14 protein-coding genes and 2 pseudogenes are annotated in these 17744 nt (G+C 71.3%); 13 read left to right on the top strand and 3 right to left on the bottom strand.

Annotated features, from left to right (window positions below):
- Positions 1-21 precede the first annotated feature (21 nt).
- From KUM39_RS07250 to KUM39_RS07230, 5 genes are all read left to right on the top strand, one after another.
- Positions 22-927: a phytanoyl-CoA dioxygenase family protein gene (locus KUM39_RS07250; protein ID WP_308288067.1), complete on the top strand. Its 906-nt coding sequence runs from the start codon at positions 22-24 to the stop codon at positions 925-927.
- Positions 920-2317 carry an MFS transporter gene (locus KUM39_RS07245; protein ID WP_308288066.1) on the top strand — a complete coding sequence of 466 codons (1398 nt, stop codon included), beginning with the start codon at positions 920-922 and terminating at the stop codon, positions 2315-2317. The genes KUM39_RS07250 and KUM39_RS07245 overlap by 8 nt, the downstream gene beginning before the upstream one ends.
- Before the next feature lie 3 nt (positions 2318-2320).
- Positions 2321-3256, top strand: coding sequence for an NAD(P)/FAD-dependent oxidoreductase (locus KUM39_RS07240; RefSeq protein ID WP_217784575.1), 936 nt, complete (start codon positions 2321-2323; stop codon positions 3254-3256).
- A gap of 57 nt (positions 3257-3313) precedes the next feature.
- Positions 3314-4231 (top strand): SGNH/GDSL hydrolase family protein, encoded by a 918-nt coding sequence (locus KUM39_RS07235; protein ID WP_217784574.1) that lies wholly within the window; start codon positions 3314-3316, stop codon positions 4229-4231.
- 252 nt (positions 4232-4483) lie between these two features.
- The gene (locus KUM39_RS07230) at positions 4484-6337 is read left to right on the top strand and encodes a carbamoyltransferase family protein (protein WP_217784573.1); all 1854 of its coding nucleotides are present in this window, start codon (positions 4484-4486) and stop codon (positions 6335-6337) included.
- Between the two features lie 193 nt (positions 6338-6530).
- Here KUM39_RS07230 and KUM39_RS07225 read toward each other — a convergent pair.
- Positions 6531-6698 (bottom strand): annotated as a pseudogene (locus KUM39_RS07225) (IS5/IS1182 family transposase); the annotation flags it as partial.
- Here KUM39_RS07225 and KUM39_RS07220 point away from each other — a divergent pair.
- The 3 genes and pseudogenes from KUM39_RS07220 to KUM39_RS07215 all read left to right on the top strand — a co-directional run bounded on the left by KUM39_RS07220 (position 6648) and on the right by KUM39_RS07215 (position 8280).
- A complete protein-coding gene (locus tag KUM39_RS07220; RefSeq protein ID WP_246619759.1) occupies positions 6648-6965 on the top strand; it encodes a RacP protein in 318 nt (105 codons plus the stop codon). The pseudogene KUM39_RS07225 and the gene KUM39_RS07220 overlap by 51 nt on opposite strands.
- A gap of 136 nt (positions 6966-7101) precedes the next feature.
- A pseudogene (locus tag KUM39_RS28105) lies at positions 7102-7191 on the top strand (VOC family protein); the annotation flags it as partial.
- Positions 7192-7494: 303 nt separating this feature from the next.
- A complete protein-coding gene (locus KUM39_RS07215; RefSeq protein WP_246619727.1) occupies positions 7495-8280 on the top strand; it encodes a hypothetical protein in 786 nt (261 codons plus the stop codon).
- Between the two features lie 191 nt (positions 8281-8471).
- Here the strand turns inward: KUM39_RS07215 and KUM39_RS07210 are convergent, their stop codons facing one another.
- Positions 8472-9104: a class I SAM-dependent methyltransferase gene (locus KUM39_RS07210; protein WP_217784571.1), complete on the bottom strand. Its 633-nt coding sequence runs from the start codon at positions 9102-9104 to the stop codon at positions 8472-8474.
- A gap of 117 nt (positions 9105-9221) precedes the next feature.
- Here KUM39_RS07210 and KUM39_RS07205 point away from each other — a divergent pair, with 117 nt between their 5' ends.
- On the top strand, positions 9222-10070 hold the full coding sequence (locus KUM39_RS07205; protein ID WP_217784570.1) for an alpha/beta fold hydrolase: 849 nt from the start codon (positions 9222-9224) through the stop codon (positions 10068-10070).
- Between the two features lie 64 nt (positions 10071-10134).
- On the opposite strand, the gene KUM39_RS07200 is transcribed toward KUM39_RS07205, so the two are convergent.
- Complete coding sequence (locus KUM39_RS07200) at positions 10135-11136, bottom strand: LacI family DNA-binding transcriptional regulator (protein WP_217784569.1); 1002 nt, start codon at positions 11134-11136, stop codon at positions 10135-10137.
- 414 nt (positions 11137-11550) lie between these two features.
- On the opposite strand from KUM39_RS07200, the gene KUM39_RS07195 reads away from it, so the two are divergent.
- The 4 genes from KUM39_RS07195 (at position 11551) to KUM39_RS07180 (ending at position 17510) form a co-directional block, all read left to right on the top strand.
- Positions 11551-12885 carry an ABC transporter substrate-binding protein gene (locus tag KUM39_RS07195; RefSeq protein ID WP_217784568.1) on the top strand — a complete coding sequence of 445 codons (1335 nt, stop codon included), beginning with the start codon at positions 11551-11553 and terminating at the stop codon, positions 12883-12885.
- Between the two features lie 7 nt (positions 12886-12892).
- On the top strand, positions 12893-13840 hold the full coding sequence (locus KUM39_RS07190) for a carbohydrate ABC transporter permease (protein ID WP_217784567.1): 948 nt from the start codon (positions 12893-12895) through the stop codon (positions 13838-13840).
- Positions 13841-13887: 47 nt separating this feature from the next.
- Positions 13888-14694 carry a carbohydrate ABC transporter permease gene (locus KUM39_RS07185; protein WP_246619757.1) on the top strand — a complete coding sequence of 269 codons (807 nt, stop codon included), beginning with the start codon at positions 13888-13890 and terminating at the stop codon, positions 14692-14694.
- 77 nt (positions 14695-14771) lie between these two features.
- Entirely contained in the window at positions 14772-17510 is a 2739-nt protein-coding gene (locus KUM39_RS07180) for a glycoside hydrolase family 38 N-terminal domain-containing protein (RefSeq protein WP_217784565.1), read from the top strand.
- Positions 17511-17744 lie beyond the last annotated feature (234 nt).

Here is a 17744-nt window from a genome sequence, read left to right as displayed (position 1 = left end):
GTCGTCCCCTGGAGAGTGCACGTGCCCGCCACCCAACTCCGCGACATCCGCAAGACGCAGCCCCTGCGGGTGCTGTCCCCCGCCGACTGGGAGCACTGGACCACCCGTGGTTTCGTGGTCGTCCGGCAGGCGGTCGCGCCCGAGACGGTCGCGGCGCTCACCGGGGGGCTCTGCTCGTTCCTCGACATGCGGCCCGACGACCCGGCCACCTGGACCTCCCCGCACACCGGCAACGACCGGCTGCCCGGCCACAGCGGGCTGGTGGAGATGTACAACCACCAGGCGCAGTGGGACGTACGGCAGACGCCCCGCGTGTACGAGGCGTTCGCGGACGTCTGGGACCAGGACGAGCTGTGGGTGACGATCGACTTCGCCAACGTCAATCCGCCCAACCGGGGCACGCGGGCCTTCGAGGGGTTCGTGCACTGGGACGTGGACACCTCCGGCGATCCGCTGCCGGTGAGCTGCCAGGCGGTGCTGTCGCTGACCCACGGGAACGAGGAGATCGGCGGCTTCCAGTGCGTGCCGGAGATCTTCACCGAGTGGGAGAAGTGGGTCGCCGGACAGCCCGAGGACCGCGATCCGTTCACCCCGGACATCACCGGCCACTCGATCACCACGCCCGAGGTGGCGCCCGGTGACCTGATCATCTTCAACAGCCTGCTCCCGCACGGGGTGCACCCGAACGTCTCCGAGGACCGGGTGCGGATGGCGCAGTACCTGACGATGGCACCGGCCTGGGAGGAGCACACCGAACTGCGCGAGAACCGCGTCCGGTTCTGGCGGGACCGGGTGCCGCCGCACCCGCCGGAGGGCGGGGTCCGCAAGGCGGAGGCCGACCTGTACGGCCCGGCGCGGCTGACCGGGCTGGGCGAGCGGCTGCTGGGGATGCGGGACTGGCACGGGGAAGGCGTCGTGGGTGGCTAGCACGACCTCGCCGGGCACCGGCACGGCGGGACGGGCGGACCTGGGCCGCCCCTTCCGCTGGCTGTGGGCCTCGGCCGCCGCGTCCAACGCGGGCGACGGCATCACCAGGACGCTGCTGCCGCTGCTGGTGGTCGCGCACCATCCCGACCCGGCGGCGGTCGCGGGCCTGACCGCCGTCAACATGCTGCCCTGGCTGCTGTTCGCGCTGCCCGCCGGTGTCCTCGTGGACCGCGTGGACCGGCGCCGGATCGTCCTCGGCGCCAACGCGGTCCGGGCGGCGGCGCTGCTCGGCGCCGTCCTCGTCCTGGCCGATCACCGGCCGCTGGCGCTGCTCTACGCGCTGGCGTTCCTGCTGGGCATCGCCGAGACCCTGGCGGACACGGCGGCGCCCGCGATGCTGCCGCGTCTGGTGGACCAGCGGCACCTGGAACGGGCCAACGGGCGGCTGTCGGCGGCGCAGATCGTACTCAACGAGACGGCCGGACCGCCGTTGGCCGGTCTGCTCGCCGGGCTCACGGCTGCTGCCGCGCTGGCGGCGGGCGGGGCGCTGTACGCGGTGGCGGCCCTGCTGCTCCTCGGGCTGGCGCCCCTCGCGGCCGGGGGCACGGGGACACGGGGTGGGGCCGAGGCGGCGCGGACCGGGGTCGAGGGAGCGCGGGACGGGGCGGAGAGTCCACGGGACGGGACCGGGGCCGGGGCCGGGGGCACATGTGCCGGGGTGGAGAAGCTGCGCGCCGGTGTTCTGCGGGACATCCGCGAGGGCGTCTCCTTCGTGCTGCGCCACCGCACCCTGCGTCTCACCCTCGCCGCGAGCGCGCTGTACGGCCTGGTGTTCTCCGCGACGTTCTCCATGCTGGTCCTGCTCAGCGACCGCACCCTGGGGCTGAGCGGGACCGGGTACGGGCTGCTGCTGGCCGCCGGTTCGCTGGGGGCCGTCGCGGGCAGCTGGCTGGCGCCGCGCGCCGCCGACCGGGTTCCGACGGTACGGCTGGCCCGCTGGTCGCTGGTGGCGTCGGGCGGCGCGTACGTCCTGCTGGGGCTGGTGCAGCGGCCGGTGCTCGCGGCGCTGGCGCTCGCCGTCAACGGGGTGTTCATGATGGGCTGGAACATCCCGGTCATGTCGCTGCGCCAGCGCCTCACGCCGGAGGCTCTCCAGGGCCGGGTGATGAGCGTGTCCCGGCTGTGCGCCTGGGGCACGATGCCGGTCGGCGCGCTGCTGGGCGGTCTCCTCGCCGAAGTCCTGTCCATCCCGGCCGTGTTCGTGGTGAGCGGCGCGGTCCTCGCGCTGGGCGCCGTCTTCCTCCTCGCTCCGCTGCGGGACGGCGGGCGGTCCGATCCGCCCGCCGGAGCGCGGCCTCGTCCCCAGACCGACCTTCCCGACAAGGGGTGACCATTGGACACGCAGCTCTACGACACGGTGATCGTCGGGGGTGGCCCGGCCGGGCTCAACGCGGCTCTGTACCTGGGGCGTTCGCGCCGCCGGGTGCTGCTGATCGACTCCGGTGACGCGCGGAACATGGCGGCCGGGGTGATGCACAACGTGCTCACCAACGACGGTGCGAGCATCGCGGACTTCCGGGCCCGTTCGCGGGCCGAACTCGCCAAGTACGACGTGTCGTTCCGCGACGACGAGGTGGTGTCCGCGAGCGGCGAGGGCGACACCGTGGTGGTCTCCACCAAGGAGTCGGGCACCTTCCGCGCCCGGACCCTGCTCTACGCGGCCGGAGTGCGCTCGGTCCTGCCGCCGGTGCCCGGCATCGCGGACCTGTGGGGAAAGACGGTGTTCGAGTGCCCGTACTGCCACGCCTGGGAGGTGCGCGAGCGCACCATCGCCGTGTACGGCGGCTCGGTGCCCAGCGAGTGCCTGGCCTCGACGCTGACGGTGTGGTCCGACGATCTCACCTATCTCAGCGACGCCCGAGAGCTGCCCGAGGACGAGCGGGGCAGGCTCACGGCGGCCGGGGTGCCGGTCGTCGCGGACCGGGTGGCCCGCCTCGAAGGGAACCAGGAGGGTGTGCGGGTGGTGTTCGAGGACGGGCGCACCGCGAGCTACGGCGCGCTGTTCCTGCATCTGGACATGGAGCCCCGGATCGACCCGCTGCGCCCGTGGGTGGACGCGGCCGACCTGGAGGCCGTGCAGAGCGACGACCGGGGGCGCACCCGGGTGCCCCGGCTGTACGTGGCCGGTGACCTGGGCCGGAACATGCACCAGGCGGCGATGGCGGCGGCCAGCGGCGGCCTGGCGGGCATGGCCGTCAACGCCGACCTGATCCGGGAGGACCGGCCCGGCTCGCTGCCCGAGCCGCCGCCCCCGAACCCGGCGCCCTGACCGGCGCACCCCCGCAGCCCCAGTCACGCACCGCGCACCCGACGGGAGCCCCTCTCGATGACGTCAGCCCGCGCCGAGTTCACCCCGCACATGGAGCACTACACGTTCGTCCTGGAGGACCAGCCGTACATCGGCTACTTCCAGTACGGCGGTGAGAAGACGCCCGTCCACTCCACCGACCGGCACGGCTTCCGGGTCACGCCCGGCCCGGGCGGGGAGCGGGCGACGGTCGGGGACGATCGTCCCGAGGGTCCCGTACGGGTGCTGGCGGGCAGCTCCGCCGTCTTCGGGGTCGGCGCCACCGGCGACGCGGCGACGATCAGCGCCCGGCTGTGGAACGCGTACGCGCCCCGGCTGCCCTGGGTCAACTTCGCCGGGCAGAGCCACAACTCGGTGCAGGAGCTGATGCTGTTCACCCTCTTCCAGCACGAACTCCCCGAGGTGGAGGAGATCGTGCTGCTGTCGGGGGTGAACAACCTGGTGCTCAGCAGGCTGCCCCAGGAGCAGCAGGGACGGCACGGGGCGTTCTTCGACTGCGGCCCCGCCCCGGACGTCATCCCGCCGACCGAGCAACGGGTGTCTCACGCAACAGAATTGACGCTACGTCACCTGACCGGCTGGAAGCGGTTCGCGGACGGGCTCGGGGCCAAGCTGACCTTCGCGCTCCAGCCGCTCGCGCCGTGGGTGCGGGAGGAACCGCTGCCGCGCGAGAAGGCGTTGTTCGACGAGCTGGACGAGGTGTCCAACTTCCGGCGCTTCCACAACGACATCTCCACCATGCGGGTGGGCCGTTCCTACGCCGAGGGGCTGGCGTTCGGCTGCGGCGAACTGGGCGTGCCGTTCGTGGACATGAACGTGGCGCTCGGCGAGGTCGCGGGACCGGAGGACTGGCTGTTCATCGACCGGGTGCACTGCACCGACCTGGGATACGACCTCGTGGCCCGGCAGCTCGCGGACCGGCTGGAGCTGTCGTGAGCGGGGCGGAGGGTTCCGAGGAGCGGGCGGGCGACCCGGAGAGGGGTCCGGGGTCCCGTCGCCTCGCCACGTGGCTGCGGGGGCGGCGCGCGGCGGCGGCATCGGACCCTGGTGCCGGGGCGGCATCGGACCCGCGCGCCGGGGCGGTACCGGACCCGGCTCGGGGCGACGGTCCCCACGCCTCTCCCCCGCCGTCGTCTCCGCTGCGCCCGCAGCCGGAGGACGACGCGTCCGTCTATCCGCTGTTCTGACGTGGCGGCAGCCGTCGGCGGCCCGGTGCTGGGAATCTCCGCCTACTACCACGACAGCGCCGCCGCCCTGGTGGTGGACGGGGTGCCGGTGGCCGCCGCTCAGGAGGAGCGGTTCAGCAGGCAGCGGCACGATCCGGGGTTCCCGGAGCGCGCCGTCGCGTCCTGTCTGCGGGAGGCGGGGCTACGCCCGGACGAGCTGGCGGCGGTCGCCTTCTACGAGGACCCGGCGCTGAAGTTCCGCCGGGTGCTGGCCACTTGGCTGGCGACGGCCCCACACGGCTTCCCCGTGTTCCGGCGGGCGTTCCCGCAGTGGACGGGCTGGAAGCGGCGGGCGCTGGACGACGTGAGGGCGCGGCTGTCCGCCGTCGCGGGCGGGGGTCCGCTGCCGCCGGTCGTCGCGCACCGGCATCACGCGTCGCACGCGGCGTCGGCGTTCTTCCCGAGCCCGTACCCGTCGGCGGCCGTGCTGTGCGTGGACGGGGTCGGTGAGTGGGCGACGACGACCCTGTGGCACGGCCGGGGCACCAGTCTGCTGCCGCTGGCCGAACTGCGGTTCCCGCACTCGCTGGGCATGCTGTACTCGGCGTTCACCTACTTCTGCGGCTTCAAGGTGGACTCGGGCGAGTACAAGCTGATGGGTCTCGCGCCGTACGGGAAGCCCCGGTACGCGCGGCTGATCCGGGAGCGGCTGATCGACGTCAAGGCGGACGGTTCGTTCCGGCTGGATCTGCGGTACTTCACCTTCCAGTACGGGCGGACCATGACGGGCCGCGCCTTCGAGGACCTGTTCGACGGCCCGCGCCGTACCCCCGAAGGCCCGCTGACGGAGCGGGAGTTCGACCTCGCGGCCTCGGTACAGCAGGTGACCGAGGAGGTCGTACTACGCCTGTCCCGCACGGTGTTGGCACGTACCGGTGAGCGGCGGCTCTGTCTGGCGGGCGGGGTCGCGCTCAACTGCGTGGCCAATGGGCGTGTTTCGGCCGACAGCGGGTGCGAGGAGGTGTGGGTGCAACCGGCGGCCGGGGACGCGGGCGGCGCGCTCGGCGCGGCACTGGCGGAGTCGCACCGCCGGGGTGCTCCGCGCGCGCATGTGCGGCGGGGTACGGACGCGATGGCGGGGGCGCTGCTGGGGCCCGCGTTCTCCGCCGGGGAGGTGGAGGAGTTCCTGCGGCGGGGCGGTTACCCGGCCGTGCGGCTGCCCGAGCGGGAGTTGCCGGAGCGGGTGGCGGGCGAACTGGCGGCGGGCAAGGTGGTGGGCTGGTTCCAGGGGCGGATGGAGTTCGGGCCGCGCGCGCTGGGCAACCGGTCGATCCTGGCCGATCCTCGTGATCCGGAGACGCAGTCCACGCTCAATCTGAAGACCAAGTTCCGTGAGTCGTTCCGCCCGTTCGCCCCGGCGGTGCTCGCTGAGGAGGCGAAGGACTGGTTCGAGCTGGGGCAGGAGAGCCCGTACATGCTGCTGACCGCCCAGGTGGCCGCCGCCCGGCGCCGGGAGGTGGACGCGGAGGCGGCCGGGCTGACCGGCCTGGACCTGCTGCGGGTGCCGCGTTCGGCCGTCCCCGCGGTGACACACGTGGACGGTTCGGCTCGGGTCCAGACGGTCACGGCGGACCGCAACCCCCGCTTCCGCGCCCTCCTGACCGCGTTCCGGGAGCGCACGGGGTGCCCGGTGCTGGTGAACACGTCCTTCAACGTCCGGGGCGAGCCGATCGTGCGGGACCCGGCGGAGGCCTACGCATGCTTCATGCGGACCCGCATCGACCTGCTGGTACTGGGCGACTTCGTCCTCGACAAGCGGGACCAGCCGGAGTGGCGCGAGGAGGGTGACTGGCGTGCGGCGATCCCGATGGACTGAGCGGGTGGGTCAAGTCGGTCTGGTGATCCTGTACTTCGGGGTGGTCACACCGCTGGGGCGGGGGGTGCGGCTGGTGCGTGATCCGTTGCGGCGGGAGTGGGACAGGGAGCGGGGCAGCTATCTGGAGCGGGTGGGCGGGGGCGGGCGGCATCCGGGCCGTGGAGGCCGCTCAGGCTAGGTCCTGTCCGGCGGATCATGGCCGGAGCCATAAGCGGATCGCTGCGACCGTGACGATGCCGTGGAAGACGTGGGCCCTCTTGTCGTAGCGAGTGGCGACGGCCCGGGAGTTCTTGATCCGGTTGATCGTGCGCTGGAACTCGTTGCGGCGTTTGCAGATCTCGCTGTCGAGGCCGGTGGGCCTGCAGCTCTGCGTGACGTCATCGCCGAAGACGGCTGGTCATCGCCAATCTGGACGAGGGCCGACTGCTATCAGTTCGGCGCCGAACGCGCCGCACTGGAGGCATACGAACGAGCCGTACTCACCGAGAAACTGACTGAGTTCCGCCGGTTCACCACCGGCACGGTCGCCCCTCACGCCGCCGCCTACCCGGGCGACGAGTGGGTCAAGCGCCTCATCGCTCAGCTCAACTCCATCGAATCCACCATCGATCTCGTCGCCTCAGCCTGACACCCGTCAGGGGCGCCCGGCTTCAGGTCGGGCCTCTTCTTCACTCTGGCCTGGAGGTAAGCCGCCACCACGCGCCAGCGTCGCTGTCCCTCCGACATCACCGGCGCGGAATGGGTTCTGATCGAAGCTTTGTTGCGGCGCGCAGGGTGTCGCGGTCTCTCTGTACGTACGGGACCCGGACGGGAACACGGTCGAGCTGCGCTGGTATCCGGCGGCTGGGGCGTGAGCATCGGCAGGTCCGGATATTCCACTGTGTGGAATGGCGTGCGTGAGATCAGCGCGGACAGTCGGACGACGCAGCGCGGTGCCTGGTTCTGGCATCAATAGACTCCTCTCGTCTGCGCTCACGTGCGGGTGCTGCGGCAGGAAGCAGGGGGATGTGGTGTCGAAGGTCGGCGTGCAGAGGGTTTGGAAGCCGTCCGTAGCGGAATTCTGGGCGGGGCGACGCCCTCTGTGGTGGACCGTTGGACCGACGGGGGAGTTGGCTGTTCTCCTCGTCCATCGGCAGTCCCTACGCCGAAATCGTCACATGAAGGGGTGGATGGGCTGGGGCACGCAGGTCCCATTCGATGCGGTACTCGTGATTCGCCAGGCTGACGGTTCGTTTCAACGGCGACCGATCAAGGACGTCCCGGTCAGGCCGAGCCACATCGCTCTTCTGCCGGAGGCCCGACTTCTCGTAGCAGGCGGTCGAGCGGCCAAGGAGAAGTCGGGAGCTTGGCGCCCGAACGCCGTGGTGTTCTCGCTCGAAAGCGGTGACCAAGAGGCCACCTTCTGCATCGGCGACGACATCCCTGCTCTGGTGACCGATCCCGGGGGATCGATCTGGACGGCTTACGGAGACGAAGGCATCTACGGAGAGCATCCCGAGTCCGCAGCCGGTCTTGCCGGCTGGAGTGCCGATGGTCGGGCTACCTGGGCTCCGGGAGGTCGCCTTCCTGACGTGCCTTTGGAGGGATGCACCGCTGCCACCGAGGGGGACCGGGTCTGGCTGGTCTGGTATTCCGGCAGTCGGCGCGGAGGCACGTTCTTGACGCAGATCACCCCGTCGACCGGTGAGGTGACCAGTTGGCCCAGCCCAGTACATGCCCCGGACGGGTTCGCCGTGCGCGACCATCGAGCGGTCCTGACCAAGCGTGTTCACAACCAGCGGTCAACCGAAGTGGTGCGAGCCGAGTTGGATGGTGATACCTGGGGTGTGACCGAGCGGCGCAAGATTCGAGTGCCCGGACGGGTGGTCAGGGGCTGCGGTCAGGGTCGCGACGGTCTTCTATGGCTTCGCGCCGGCGACACGTGGCTTCACATCGAAGCCTGACAGCAGCCGAATGGCGGGCAACTCACGACCGACGGCCACCTCGGCAGCGTAGGCCACTCTGACCCGCGCCGGGCAGACCATCGTCCGGCTTCGGACGGGAGGCCGAAACCGAACATCTCCGCTTCCCCTGCGGCCCGACTCGGTTGATCCGGGCATCGTTTCGGACCCGGCACGGCCGCAGGAAGCCGGTATCAGTGGTGGGCGGGTGAGGTCGCCGTCGTCATCACCACGCGGCGGGTGCCGAGGATCTCGATGCAGGAGAGCACGTCGGTGAAGCCGTTCGCCGTGGCCCAACTCGTCGCCTCGGCCGTGCTGTTCGGTAGGGGGATATCGGCCGCGAGCAGTGCCGCGAAGCGGTCGGAGGGGCGGAAGTGGGTGGCCAGGGGGAGGGTGAAGCCGATCCGGCCGCCGGGGCGGAGGGCGCGGCGCCAGTCGGTGAGGGCGCGGGTGCCGAGGAAGTGCAGGGAGGACGCGCAGAGCACCGTGTCGAGGGAGCCGTCGGGGACGGGGAGGGGCACGGCGTCCCCGACCTGCCAGTCGATCGCGTCGGTGCGGCCGGGGAGTTGGGCCGCTGCTCGGGTTCTGCCCGCGTCGATCATCCCGGGTGACACGTCGATCGCCAGGACGGCGGGCGCGCTTTCGGGACGGTCGGCCGCGAGCCGCAGGGCGACCGCCCCCGCTCCGCAGGCCACGTCCGCCACGGCGTCGGCCGCCCCCGGCCGGGCCTGGGCGAGCAGTGCCCCGGCGATCTTCTCGTGGTGTTCGTGGTCGTAGCTGTCGGCCAGGTCGTCGAAGAGGCCTGCGAGGGTGGCGGTCCGGGTCACCGGGTGATCCTACGGTGGACGGCCGGGTGGCAGGGCGGGGCGTGCTGCGCCGACTGAGGTGTGCGCAGAGGGTAATGGGGTTGCCCGGCCCGCTCCGGGCGGTGGAGCATCCGTGCCATGCCGACCTTCTCCGCGCCCGACGGGACCCCACTGGCCCACCACGTGTCCGGGGAGGGTCCGCCCCTCGTCTGTCTGCCGGGCGGGCCCACCGATTCGGCGTACCTCGGTGATCTCGGCGGGCTGTCCGCGCACCGGCGGTTGATCCGCCTCGATCCCCGGGGCACGGGAGCCTCCGCGATGCCGGTGGATCTCGCCTCGTGCCGGTGCGACCGGCTTGTCGATGACGTCGAGGCGTTGCGAGTGGAGCTGGGACTCGCCCGGATGGATCTGCTGGCCCACTGTGCGGGTGCGAATGTCGCGGCGCAGTACGTCGCCCGGTATCCGGAGCGGGTGGGCAGGCTGGTGCTGGTCACTCCGAGTGTGCGGGCGGTCGGCCTTGAGGTGCGTGCGGAGCAGCGGGTGGAGGTGGCTCGGCTGCGGAGCGGGGAGCCCTGGTTCGCGGAGGCGTTCGCCGCGCTGTCCCGGGCTGTCGCGGGGGAAGAGGGCGTGGACTGGGCGGCCATCACCCCGTTCTCCCACGGGCGTTGGGACGACGGGGCGCGGGCGCTTCAGGCGCGGGTCGAAGCCGGGACCAGGCCGGAGGTCGTGGCCGCGTTCGGGGGCGAGGGCGCGTTCTCCCCCGAGGCGGTCCGCGCGGGTCTTGGGACGTTCCCGCGCACGGTGCTCGTTCTCGCGGGCGGGGTGGACGTGGGGGCTCCGCCCCGGGTGCTGCGGGAGTACGCGGAACTGTTCGCGGATGCGACGTTCGTGGTGCAGCGGGGTGCGGGGCATCATCCGTGGCTCGACGACCCCGGCGCGTTCGTGGGTACGGTCGGCCGATTCCTGACACCGGCCGACCAGCACTGAACCACGCGGGCGTGTCGGCGGAGTCCCGCCTGCCCGGCGTACGACGGGACTTCGCGCATACGGCCTACGCGGATTCCCGCACCCTCAGCTCCCCCCGTACCACCAGTTCCCCGGTGCTCAGCGGAGTCTCGCCGGTCAGCAGGCGGGCGGTCTGTTCCACGGCGAGGGCGCCCAGTTCGCGGGTGTTCAGGGCGACCGTCGTCAGTGGGGGTTCGACCAGGGCGCCGAGGCTGAGGCCGTCGAAGCCGATGACGGCGAGGTCGTCGGGGACGCGGAGGCCGCGGCGGCGGGCGGCGCGCAGGGCGCCTATGGCGACGATGTCGTTGAAGGTGAAGACGGCGGTGACCTCGGGGTGGGCGGCGAGCAGGTCCTTCAGGGCGGCCTCGCCGCCCTCGACGCTCTGGTCGGCGCGGCTGACGGCGTGGGCGGGGAGGCCGTGGGAGGCCATCGCACCGGCGAACCAGTCGTGCCGGACGCTGGGTTCGGAGCGCCCGGCGTGGTCGAGCATGCCGATGTGCCGGTGCCCCGCGTCGTACAGGTGCCGTATGGCGGCGTGGACGCCCGCCTCGCCGTCGATGCGGATGGTGCTGAAGCGTTCGGCGCGGTGCTCGCGGTCGATGAGAACCACCGGAAGGCCGCGGGCGAGTTTGTCGATCTCCTCCTCCGGGCGGCTCAAGTAGCCGACGACGGCGTCCACTTGGGAGGCGATCATTTCCAGGGTGCCGCGTTCCTCGTCGGGGCGGTCGCCGGTGTCGTAGACGACGACGTGCCAGCCGCGGGTGCGGGCGGCGTCGAGGGCGGCCGCGGCGACCTCGGTGAAGAAGGGGTTGAGCAGGTCGGGGATGACCAGGCCGACACTGATGGTGTCCTGGCGGACCAGGCCGCGGGCGAAGCGGCTGGGGCGGTAGCCCAGGGCGAGGGCCGCGTCGAGGACGCGTTCCTTGGTGGTGGCGTCGATCTCGCCCTTGTCGTTGAGTGCCCGGGACACGGTCTGGCGTGACACACCGGCGCTCCGGGCCACGTCGTGGATCGTCACGCGGCGGGGTGCGGTCCCCGACGACGCCATCTTTCACCTCCGTGCCGGCTCGACGCGGGCGCGTCGAGGGTGACCGAGTATGCACCGGCCCGAAGGCGCGGTGCGAGCCCCCGTGAGCGGGTGGGCGGGGGCGGCCGAGGGGGGTGCGGGGGCGTACGGGCGGGTCCCGCCCACCCGTTCCCGCCCGGCGGAGGGCCACGACCTTGTGTCATACACCTTTAACCTGCCGGACCCGTGCGTGACTCAAGGGCCTTGACACTCGCCCATATCGGCGCGCAAACTCCCAATCACTTCTCAGCCAGCTCCCCCGTGAACGTTCACGTGAGCGCTCCCGTGAACGTTCACGGGAACGTTCACGGCCTTCAAGACTGAAGGCATTCCTCCTGAGGTGTCAACGCCGACCCGTCTAGCGCCGGCCGCTAGTCGTTCTCTGGAACGGAAGTTATGAGCAGCACAGTTACGCGCACCCGTCTCGCGGCGGTCGCCGCCGCAGCCAGCATCGTCGTCGTAGCCGGGTGCTCGTCGCCCGGTACGACCGACAAGGCGGCCAAGGGCTCCTGCGAGCCCGCCAAGGGCAAGGTGGTCCTGCAGTACTGGAACACCGTGCCGGGCATGGACAAGGTCGTCGCCCTCTGGAACAAGAAGAACCCGGACATCCAGGTCCAGACGAAGAACATCTCCACCGACCAGTACGGTCTGATCGGCAACGCGCTGAAGGCGGGCAAGGCCCCCGACCTGGCGCAGGTCGGCTACGACGAACTGCCCTCGCTGCGTACGCAGAACGCGTTCGTGGACGCCTCCGGCTGCAAGGAGGCCACCGAGGCGAAGTCCAAGTTCGTGCCGTGGACGTGGTCGCAGGCCAGCTTCGGGGACACCGGCGTGTTCGCCATGCCCCAGGACACCGGCCCGATGGCCCTGTTCGTCCGCAGCGACATCTTCAAGCAGCACGGCATCGCCATCCCCAAGACGTGGGACGAGTACCAGGCCGCCGCGCAGAAGCTGCACAAGGCGGACCCGAACCTGGACATCACGTTCTTCGACCCGAACAACGCCGAGTGGTTCAACGGCCTGCTGTGGCAGAACAAGGCCGACATGTACAGCTACTCCGGCGACAAGTGGCACGTCACCGTGGACTCCGCGCAGAGCAAGCAGGTCGCGGAGTACTGGCAGAAGATGATCTCCGACAAGCTGGTCCGCACCGACCTGGCCAACGGCTCGACGCAGATGTACGCGGCGTTCGAGAAGAACCAGATCGCCAGCTACGTCGGCGCCGCCTGGGGTTACAGCATGTTCCGCGACAACCTGCCCAAGCAGGCGGGCAAGTGGTCGATCGTACCGATGCCGACCTGGGGCTCCAACGGCTCCTCCGGCGACTGGGGCGGTTCGACGGTCGCGTTCATGAAGGGCGGCAAGCACCTCTACGAGTCGGTCAAGTTCAACACCTGGCTGACCTCCGACCCCGAGGCGCTGGCGATGGAGAACAAGCTCGGCGGCCTGTACCCGGCGGCCAACGACGGGCTGAAGCTCCCGGCGCTGTCCGAGGGCGTGCCGTACTACAACAACGAGAAGATCTTCGACGTGTTCGCGGACTCCTCCAAGAAGATCGACACCAACTTCGCCTGGGGCCCGACCCAGAAGACGGTCAACCTGTCGCTTCAGGACGCGATGGCGAAGGCGGCGGCCGGGAGCGGCACGCTGTCCGACGCGCTCGCCGCCGCGCAGGCGTCGGCGCTGAAGTCGATGAAGGACCAGGCGATCCCGGCGACGGCGGGCAAGTGACGCACCGATGACCGACACCGCGACGCGCGCGCTGCCCGTGGCGGCGCCCGCCGGGACCCGCCGCCGCCTCCGTGGCGGCGGGCCCCGGCCGGGCACTATAGCCGCGTTCCTGACCCCGTTCTTCCTCCCGTTCGTGCTGTTCTATCTGGTCCCGGTCGGCTACGCGCTGTGGCAGAGCTTCCTCGTCGTGCGCCGCACCGGCGGCCAGTACGGCACGTCGTACACCACGTTCGGCGGCTTCGAGCAGTACGAACAGGTCTTCCAGAACGGGGAGTTCTGGTCCAGCATCGGCCGGATCGGCCTGTTCGGCATCGTGCAGGTGCCGGTGATGCTGTTCGTGGCGCTGATCATCGCGCTGCTGCTGGACACCCCGCTGCTGAAGCTCAAGGCGTTCTTCCGGATCACCGCGTTCATGCCGTACGCGGTGCCCGGTGTCATCGCGGCCATCATGTGGTCGTATCTGTACTCCCCGCAGCTCAGCCCGGTCGTGGACCTGCTCCAGGACATCGGGCTGCACCCCGACTTTCTCGGTCCGGGCGCGGTGCTGTGGTCGGCCGCGAACGTGTCCACCTGGCTGTGGACCGGCTACAACATGCTGATCATGTTCTCGGCGCTCCAGTCGATCCCGCAGGAGCTGTACGAGGCCGCCCGGATCGACGGGGCAAGCAACTGGGCGATCGCCTGGCGGATCAAGGTGCCGATCATCGCGCCCTCGATCGTGCTGACCACGGTGTTCTCCATCATCGGCACGCTCCAGCTGTACGCGGAGCCGGCCGTGCTGCGGCAGATCTCCTCGAACATCTCCAGCACGTTCACCCCGAACATGCTCGCCTACGCGGTCGCGTCGGGGAACAACTACCAGCAGGCGGCGGCCATTTCAGTGGTCATCGCCGTCATCACCTTCGTCCTGAGCTTCGGGTTCATGCGACTGACGTCGAAGAAGGCCGGGCTGTGAGCAACCCTTCCCTCCACCGCGAGAGCCGTATGAGCCGTACGGCCGTCATGGCCCTGATGCTCGTGCTGGCCGTCTACTTCCTGCTGCCGATCTACTTCCTGATCGTCGCCGCGACCAAGCCGCAGGGCGAACTCGCCTCCACCAACGGCCTGGTGTTCACCCACTTCAACCTGTGGGACAACCTGCACACCCTGTTCACCCGCAGCGACGGCATCTTCGGCCGCTGGGCGTTCAACACCGTGATCTACGCGGTGTTCGGCGCGGCCGTGGGCACGCTGATCTCGGCGCTGTGCGGGTACGCGCTCGCCAAGTTCCGTTTCCGGGGGCGGGAGTTCCTGTTCTCGGTGATCCTCGGCGGTGTCCTGGTACCGACGACCGCGCTGGCGTTGCCGCTGTTCCTGCTGTTCTCGGCGACCGGGCTGGTCAACACCTACCTCGCGGTGTTCCTGCCGAGCATCGTCAGCCCGTTCGGGGTGTACCTGGCGCGGATCTTCGCCAACGCGTCGGTGCCGCAGGAGTTGCTGGAGTCGGCCCGGCTGGACGGCGCGGGCGAGTTCCGCACGTTCTTCTCGGTGGCGTTCAAGCTGATGACTCCGGCGCTGGTCACCATCTTCCTGTTCCAGTTCGTGGCGATCTGGAACAACTTCTTCCTGCCGATGGTGATGCTGCAGAAGGAGTCGCTGTTCCCGATCACACTGGGCCTATTCGAGTGGAACGGGCAGACGGCCCGCGCGCCGCTGCTCCAGATGTCCGTCATCACCGGGTCGCTGGTGTCGATCGTGCCGGTGATCGTCGTCTTCATCCTGCTCCAGCGGTTCTGGCGCACCGGGCTCGCGGCCGGTTCGCTGAAGTGACCCCGCCCCGCCCCGGCGCGACGCCCCTCGCACCGGCTTCTCCCCCACCGGCTCCGCCCGCACAGAAGGTCCCCGTCATGCAGAACTCCGCCGTCTTCGTGCCCCATTTCCACTGGGACCGGGAGTGGTACGAGCCGTTCCAGGTGTTCCGGCACCGGCTCGTGTCCGCCCTGGACACCGTGCTGGAGTCGGCCGAGACGAACCCGGACTTCCGGTTCACCGTGGACGGCCAGATGGCCGCGGTCGAGGACTACCTCCAGATGCGGCCCGAGAACCGCGAGCGGGTCGCCGCGCTGGTCCGCGAGGGTCGGCTCGCGGTGGGTCCGTGGCTGATCCTGCTGGACGAGTTCCTCTGCTCGGGCGAGACCATCGTGCGCAATCTGCGGATGGGCTGGACGGCGGCCGAGGCGCTGGGCGGCTCCATGCCGATCGGCTATCTGCCGGACATGTTCGGCCACGTCGCGCAGATGCCGCAGATCCTGGCGCGCGCCGGGTTCGAGCACGCGGCGCTCTGGCGCGGGGTACCGGGCACGGTGGACGGGCACGCGTTCCGCTGGCGCGCCCCGGACGGCTCCGAGGTGCGGACCGAGTTCCTGTTCGACGGCTACGACAACGGCCTGGACGTGCTGCTGGTCCCGGACCAGATCCGGCGGGCGCTCGGTGAGTACGCGCAGATGACGGCGGAGCGGTGGGGGTCCGATCCGGTGCTGGCGATGGCGGGCACCGACCACAACGCGCCCGATCCGGCGCTCGCGGAGTGGCTGCGGCGGGCGTCCGGCGAGGAGCGGCCCATCACGATGGCCACGCTGGACGAGTACATCCTGAAGCACGTCCGGGACGCGGCGACCACCGTGGTGACGGGCGAACTGCGCAGTCATGTGCGCGGCAACATCCTGCCGGGCGTGCTGTCGGTGCGGCTCGGCCTGAAGCAGCGGATGGCGCTGGCCGAGCGGACCATCGACCACGCGGAGCGGATGAACGCCCTGTGGTCCGAGCGGGACGACACGCCGTTCCTCACCCTGGCCTGGCACAAGATCATCGAGTCCACGGCGCATGACTCGGTGGTCGGTTCGGGCACCGACGAGACCTGCGACCAGGTGGACGCGCGGCTCGCGGAGGCGGCGCAGGCGGCCCGCGCGGTGCGGGACGCGGCGCTCGCGGAGCCCGCCGCGCGGGTGCCGAGCGACGCGTATCTGGTCGCCAATCCGCTGCCCTTCCCCCGGACCGCGCTGGTCGAGGTGGATGTCGCGGCCCCGGCGGCCGGGGGGACGCTCGTCGCCTCGGCGGGCGGCGCCGAGCAGGGTACGGGCCGCCCGGTGCAGCTCGTCTCGACCGCGCCGACCGTGCTGGCGGACGAGCGGATGGACGCCTCGCAGCTGGAGCGCGTACTGCGGCGCATCCACCGCCGGGAACTCTTCGGGCGGCTCATCGACCACTACGAACTGACCGCCGGTTCGCTGGTCTTCCATCTGGCCGAGGTGCCGACCAGCGGCCCGTTCGACCTGCTGATCCTGCGCCGCGAGGTGGCCGAGGCGGCTGCCGCGCATCCGGGCGAGTGGCGGGTGCTGACGCTGGAGGAGGCCCGCGCGACCGCGCTGGTCTCGGTGGACGTGCCCGCGTCGGGTCTGGTCGGCGTCCGCGTGACGCCGGGCGACGACGCCGCCGCCGTTTCCCCGGCCGCACCGGCGACCGCCACGTCCGGACGGCTGTCCAACGGTCTGGTGGAGGTCGCGGTCGCGGCCGACGGCACCCTGGACGTCACCGGCGCGGACGGGACCGTACTGCGCGGGGTCGGGCGGCTGGTGGACGGCGGCGACCGGGGCGACAGCTACAACTACGCGCCCCCGGCCCGTGACTCCCTGGTCTCGGAGCCCGCCGAGGTCACCGCCGAGGTGCTGGAGAGCGGCCCGCTGCGCGCACGGGTCCTGGTCACGCGGACGTACGCGTGGCCGGTCGCCCTCTCCCCGGACGACCGCGACCTGCGCTCCGGCGAGACGGTGGCGACGCCGGTGGAGACGCTGGTGGAGCTGCGGGCGGGCGAGCCGTTCGTGCGGGTGTCCACCTCGTTCCTGAACCGGTCAGCCGACCACCGGCTGCGGTTCCATGTGCCGCTGCCCGAGCGGGTCGAACGGTCCGCCTCCGCAGGGCAGTTCGCGGTCACCGAGCGCGGGCTGACCGCCGAGGGCGGCTGGGGCGAGTTCCCGCTGCCGACGTTCCCGGCCGGTTCCTTCGTGTCGGCCGGTGCCGCGACCGTGCTGCTGGACCACACCAGCGAGTACGAACTCGTCGGTGACGGCTCCGAGTTGGCGATCACCCTGCTGCGGGCCATCGGCTCGATCAGCGTCAACATCCATCCGCTGCGCGACGAACCGGCGGCGAGCGAGATCCCGGTGCCCGGCGCGCAGGACCTGGGAATGCGGGTCGGCAACCGGTTCGCCGTACTGCCGTCGGCCACCGGCTGGCAGGGCGCCGAAGCGGTCGCGCTGGCCGAGGAGTTCCGCAACGACGTGCTGGTCGTACGGGGTACCGGCGGGGCCGGGGAGGCGCTGCCCGCCGACACCGCCGGGATTGGGGTCGAGGGACGGGACGTGCAGGTGTCCTGCGTCCGGCGGGTCAGCGGCGAGGCGGCCGGGGACGGGGTCGAGGTGCGGCTCACCGCGATGCGCGACTCCGCGACCACGGCGGTGCTCACCGGGTCGTTCACCGAGGTGGCGACGGTCGATCTGCTCGGGCGCCCGCTGTCCGTGGCGGCGGCTCCCGGCCGGATCGAGCTGGAGCTTCAGCCGTGGGAGATCCGGAGCGTAGTGCTCCGCTAGGCGGTCCGGTGCGGGGCGGGGCAGCGGTCGTGGAGGCGGTGAGGGGCGTGCGGGTGGCGGCGCGGACGGTGGTGCTGCCGGTGCGGTGCCGGTACCCGGCGGCCTCGGCGTCCGGCGGGGGCGGGGACGCCGTCCGTCCGGGCGCCGGGTACGGGGACGCTCTCCGCCCGGCCGTCGGTTACGGGGGCGGGCGTGCCGTTCGCTCGGGTTCCGGGTACGCCTCCACCGCACCAC

Source organism: Streptomyces corallincola, from assembly GCF_019104725.1.
GTDB classification, from domain to species: domain Bacteria; phylum Actinomycetota; class Actinomycetes; order Streptomycetales; family Streptomycetaceae; genus Streptomyces; species Streptomyces corallincola.
This window is presented reverse-complemented; position numbering and strand designations above follow the sequence as displayed.

Bases quoted from the DNA above. Each gene is read 5' to 3' on its own strand.
- KUM39_RS07235 (WP_217784574.1), top strand. From the start codon at position 3,314: ATGACGTCAGCCCGCGCCGAGTTCACCCCGCACATGGAGCACTACACG.
- KUM39_RS07215 (WP_246619727.1), top strand. From the start codon at position 7,495: ATGAAGGGGTGGATGGGCTGGGGCACGCAGGTCCCATTCGATGCGGTA.
- KUM39_RS07205 (WP_217784570.1), top strand. From the start codon at position 9,222: ATGCCGACCTTCTCCGCGCCCGACGGGACCCCACTGGCCCACCACGTG.
- KUM39_RS07200 (WP_217784569.1), bottom strand. From the start codon at position 11,136: ATGGCGTCGTCGGGGACCGCACCCCGCCGCGTGACGATCCACGACGTG.
- KUM39_RS07195 (WP_217784568.1), top strand. From the start codon at position 11,551: ATGAGCAGCACAGTTACGCGCACCCGTCTCGCGGCGGTCGCCGCCGCA.
- KUM39_RS07190 (WP_217784567.1), top strand. From the start codon at position 12,893: ATGACCGACACCGCGACGCGCGCGCTGCCCGTGGCGGCGCCCGCCGGG.
- KUM39_RS07185 (WP_246619757.1), top strand. From the start codon at position 13,888: ATGGCCCTGATGCTCGTGCTGGCCGTCTACTTCCTGCTGCCGATCTAC.
- KUM39_RS07180 (WP_217784565.1), top strand. From the start codon at position 14,772: ATGCAGAACTCCGCCGTCTTCGTGCCCCATTTCCACTGGGACCGGGAG.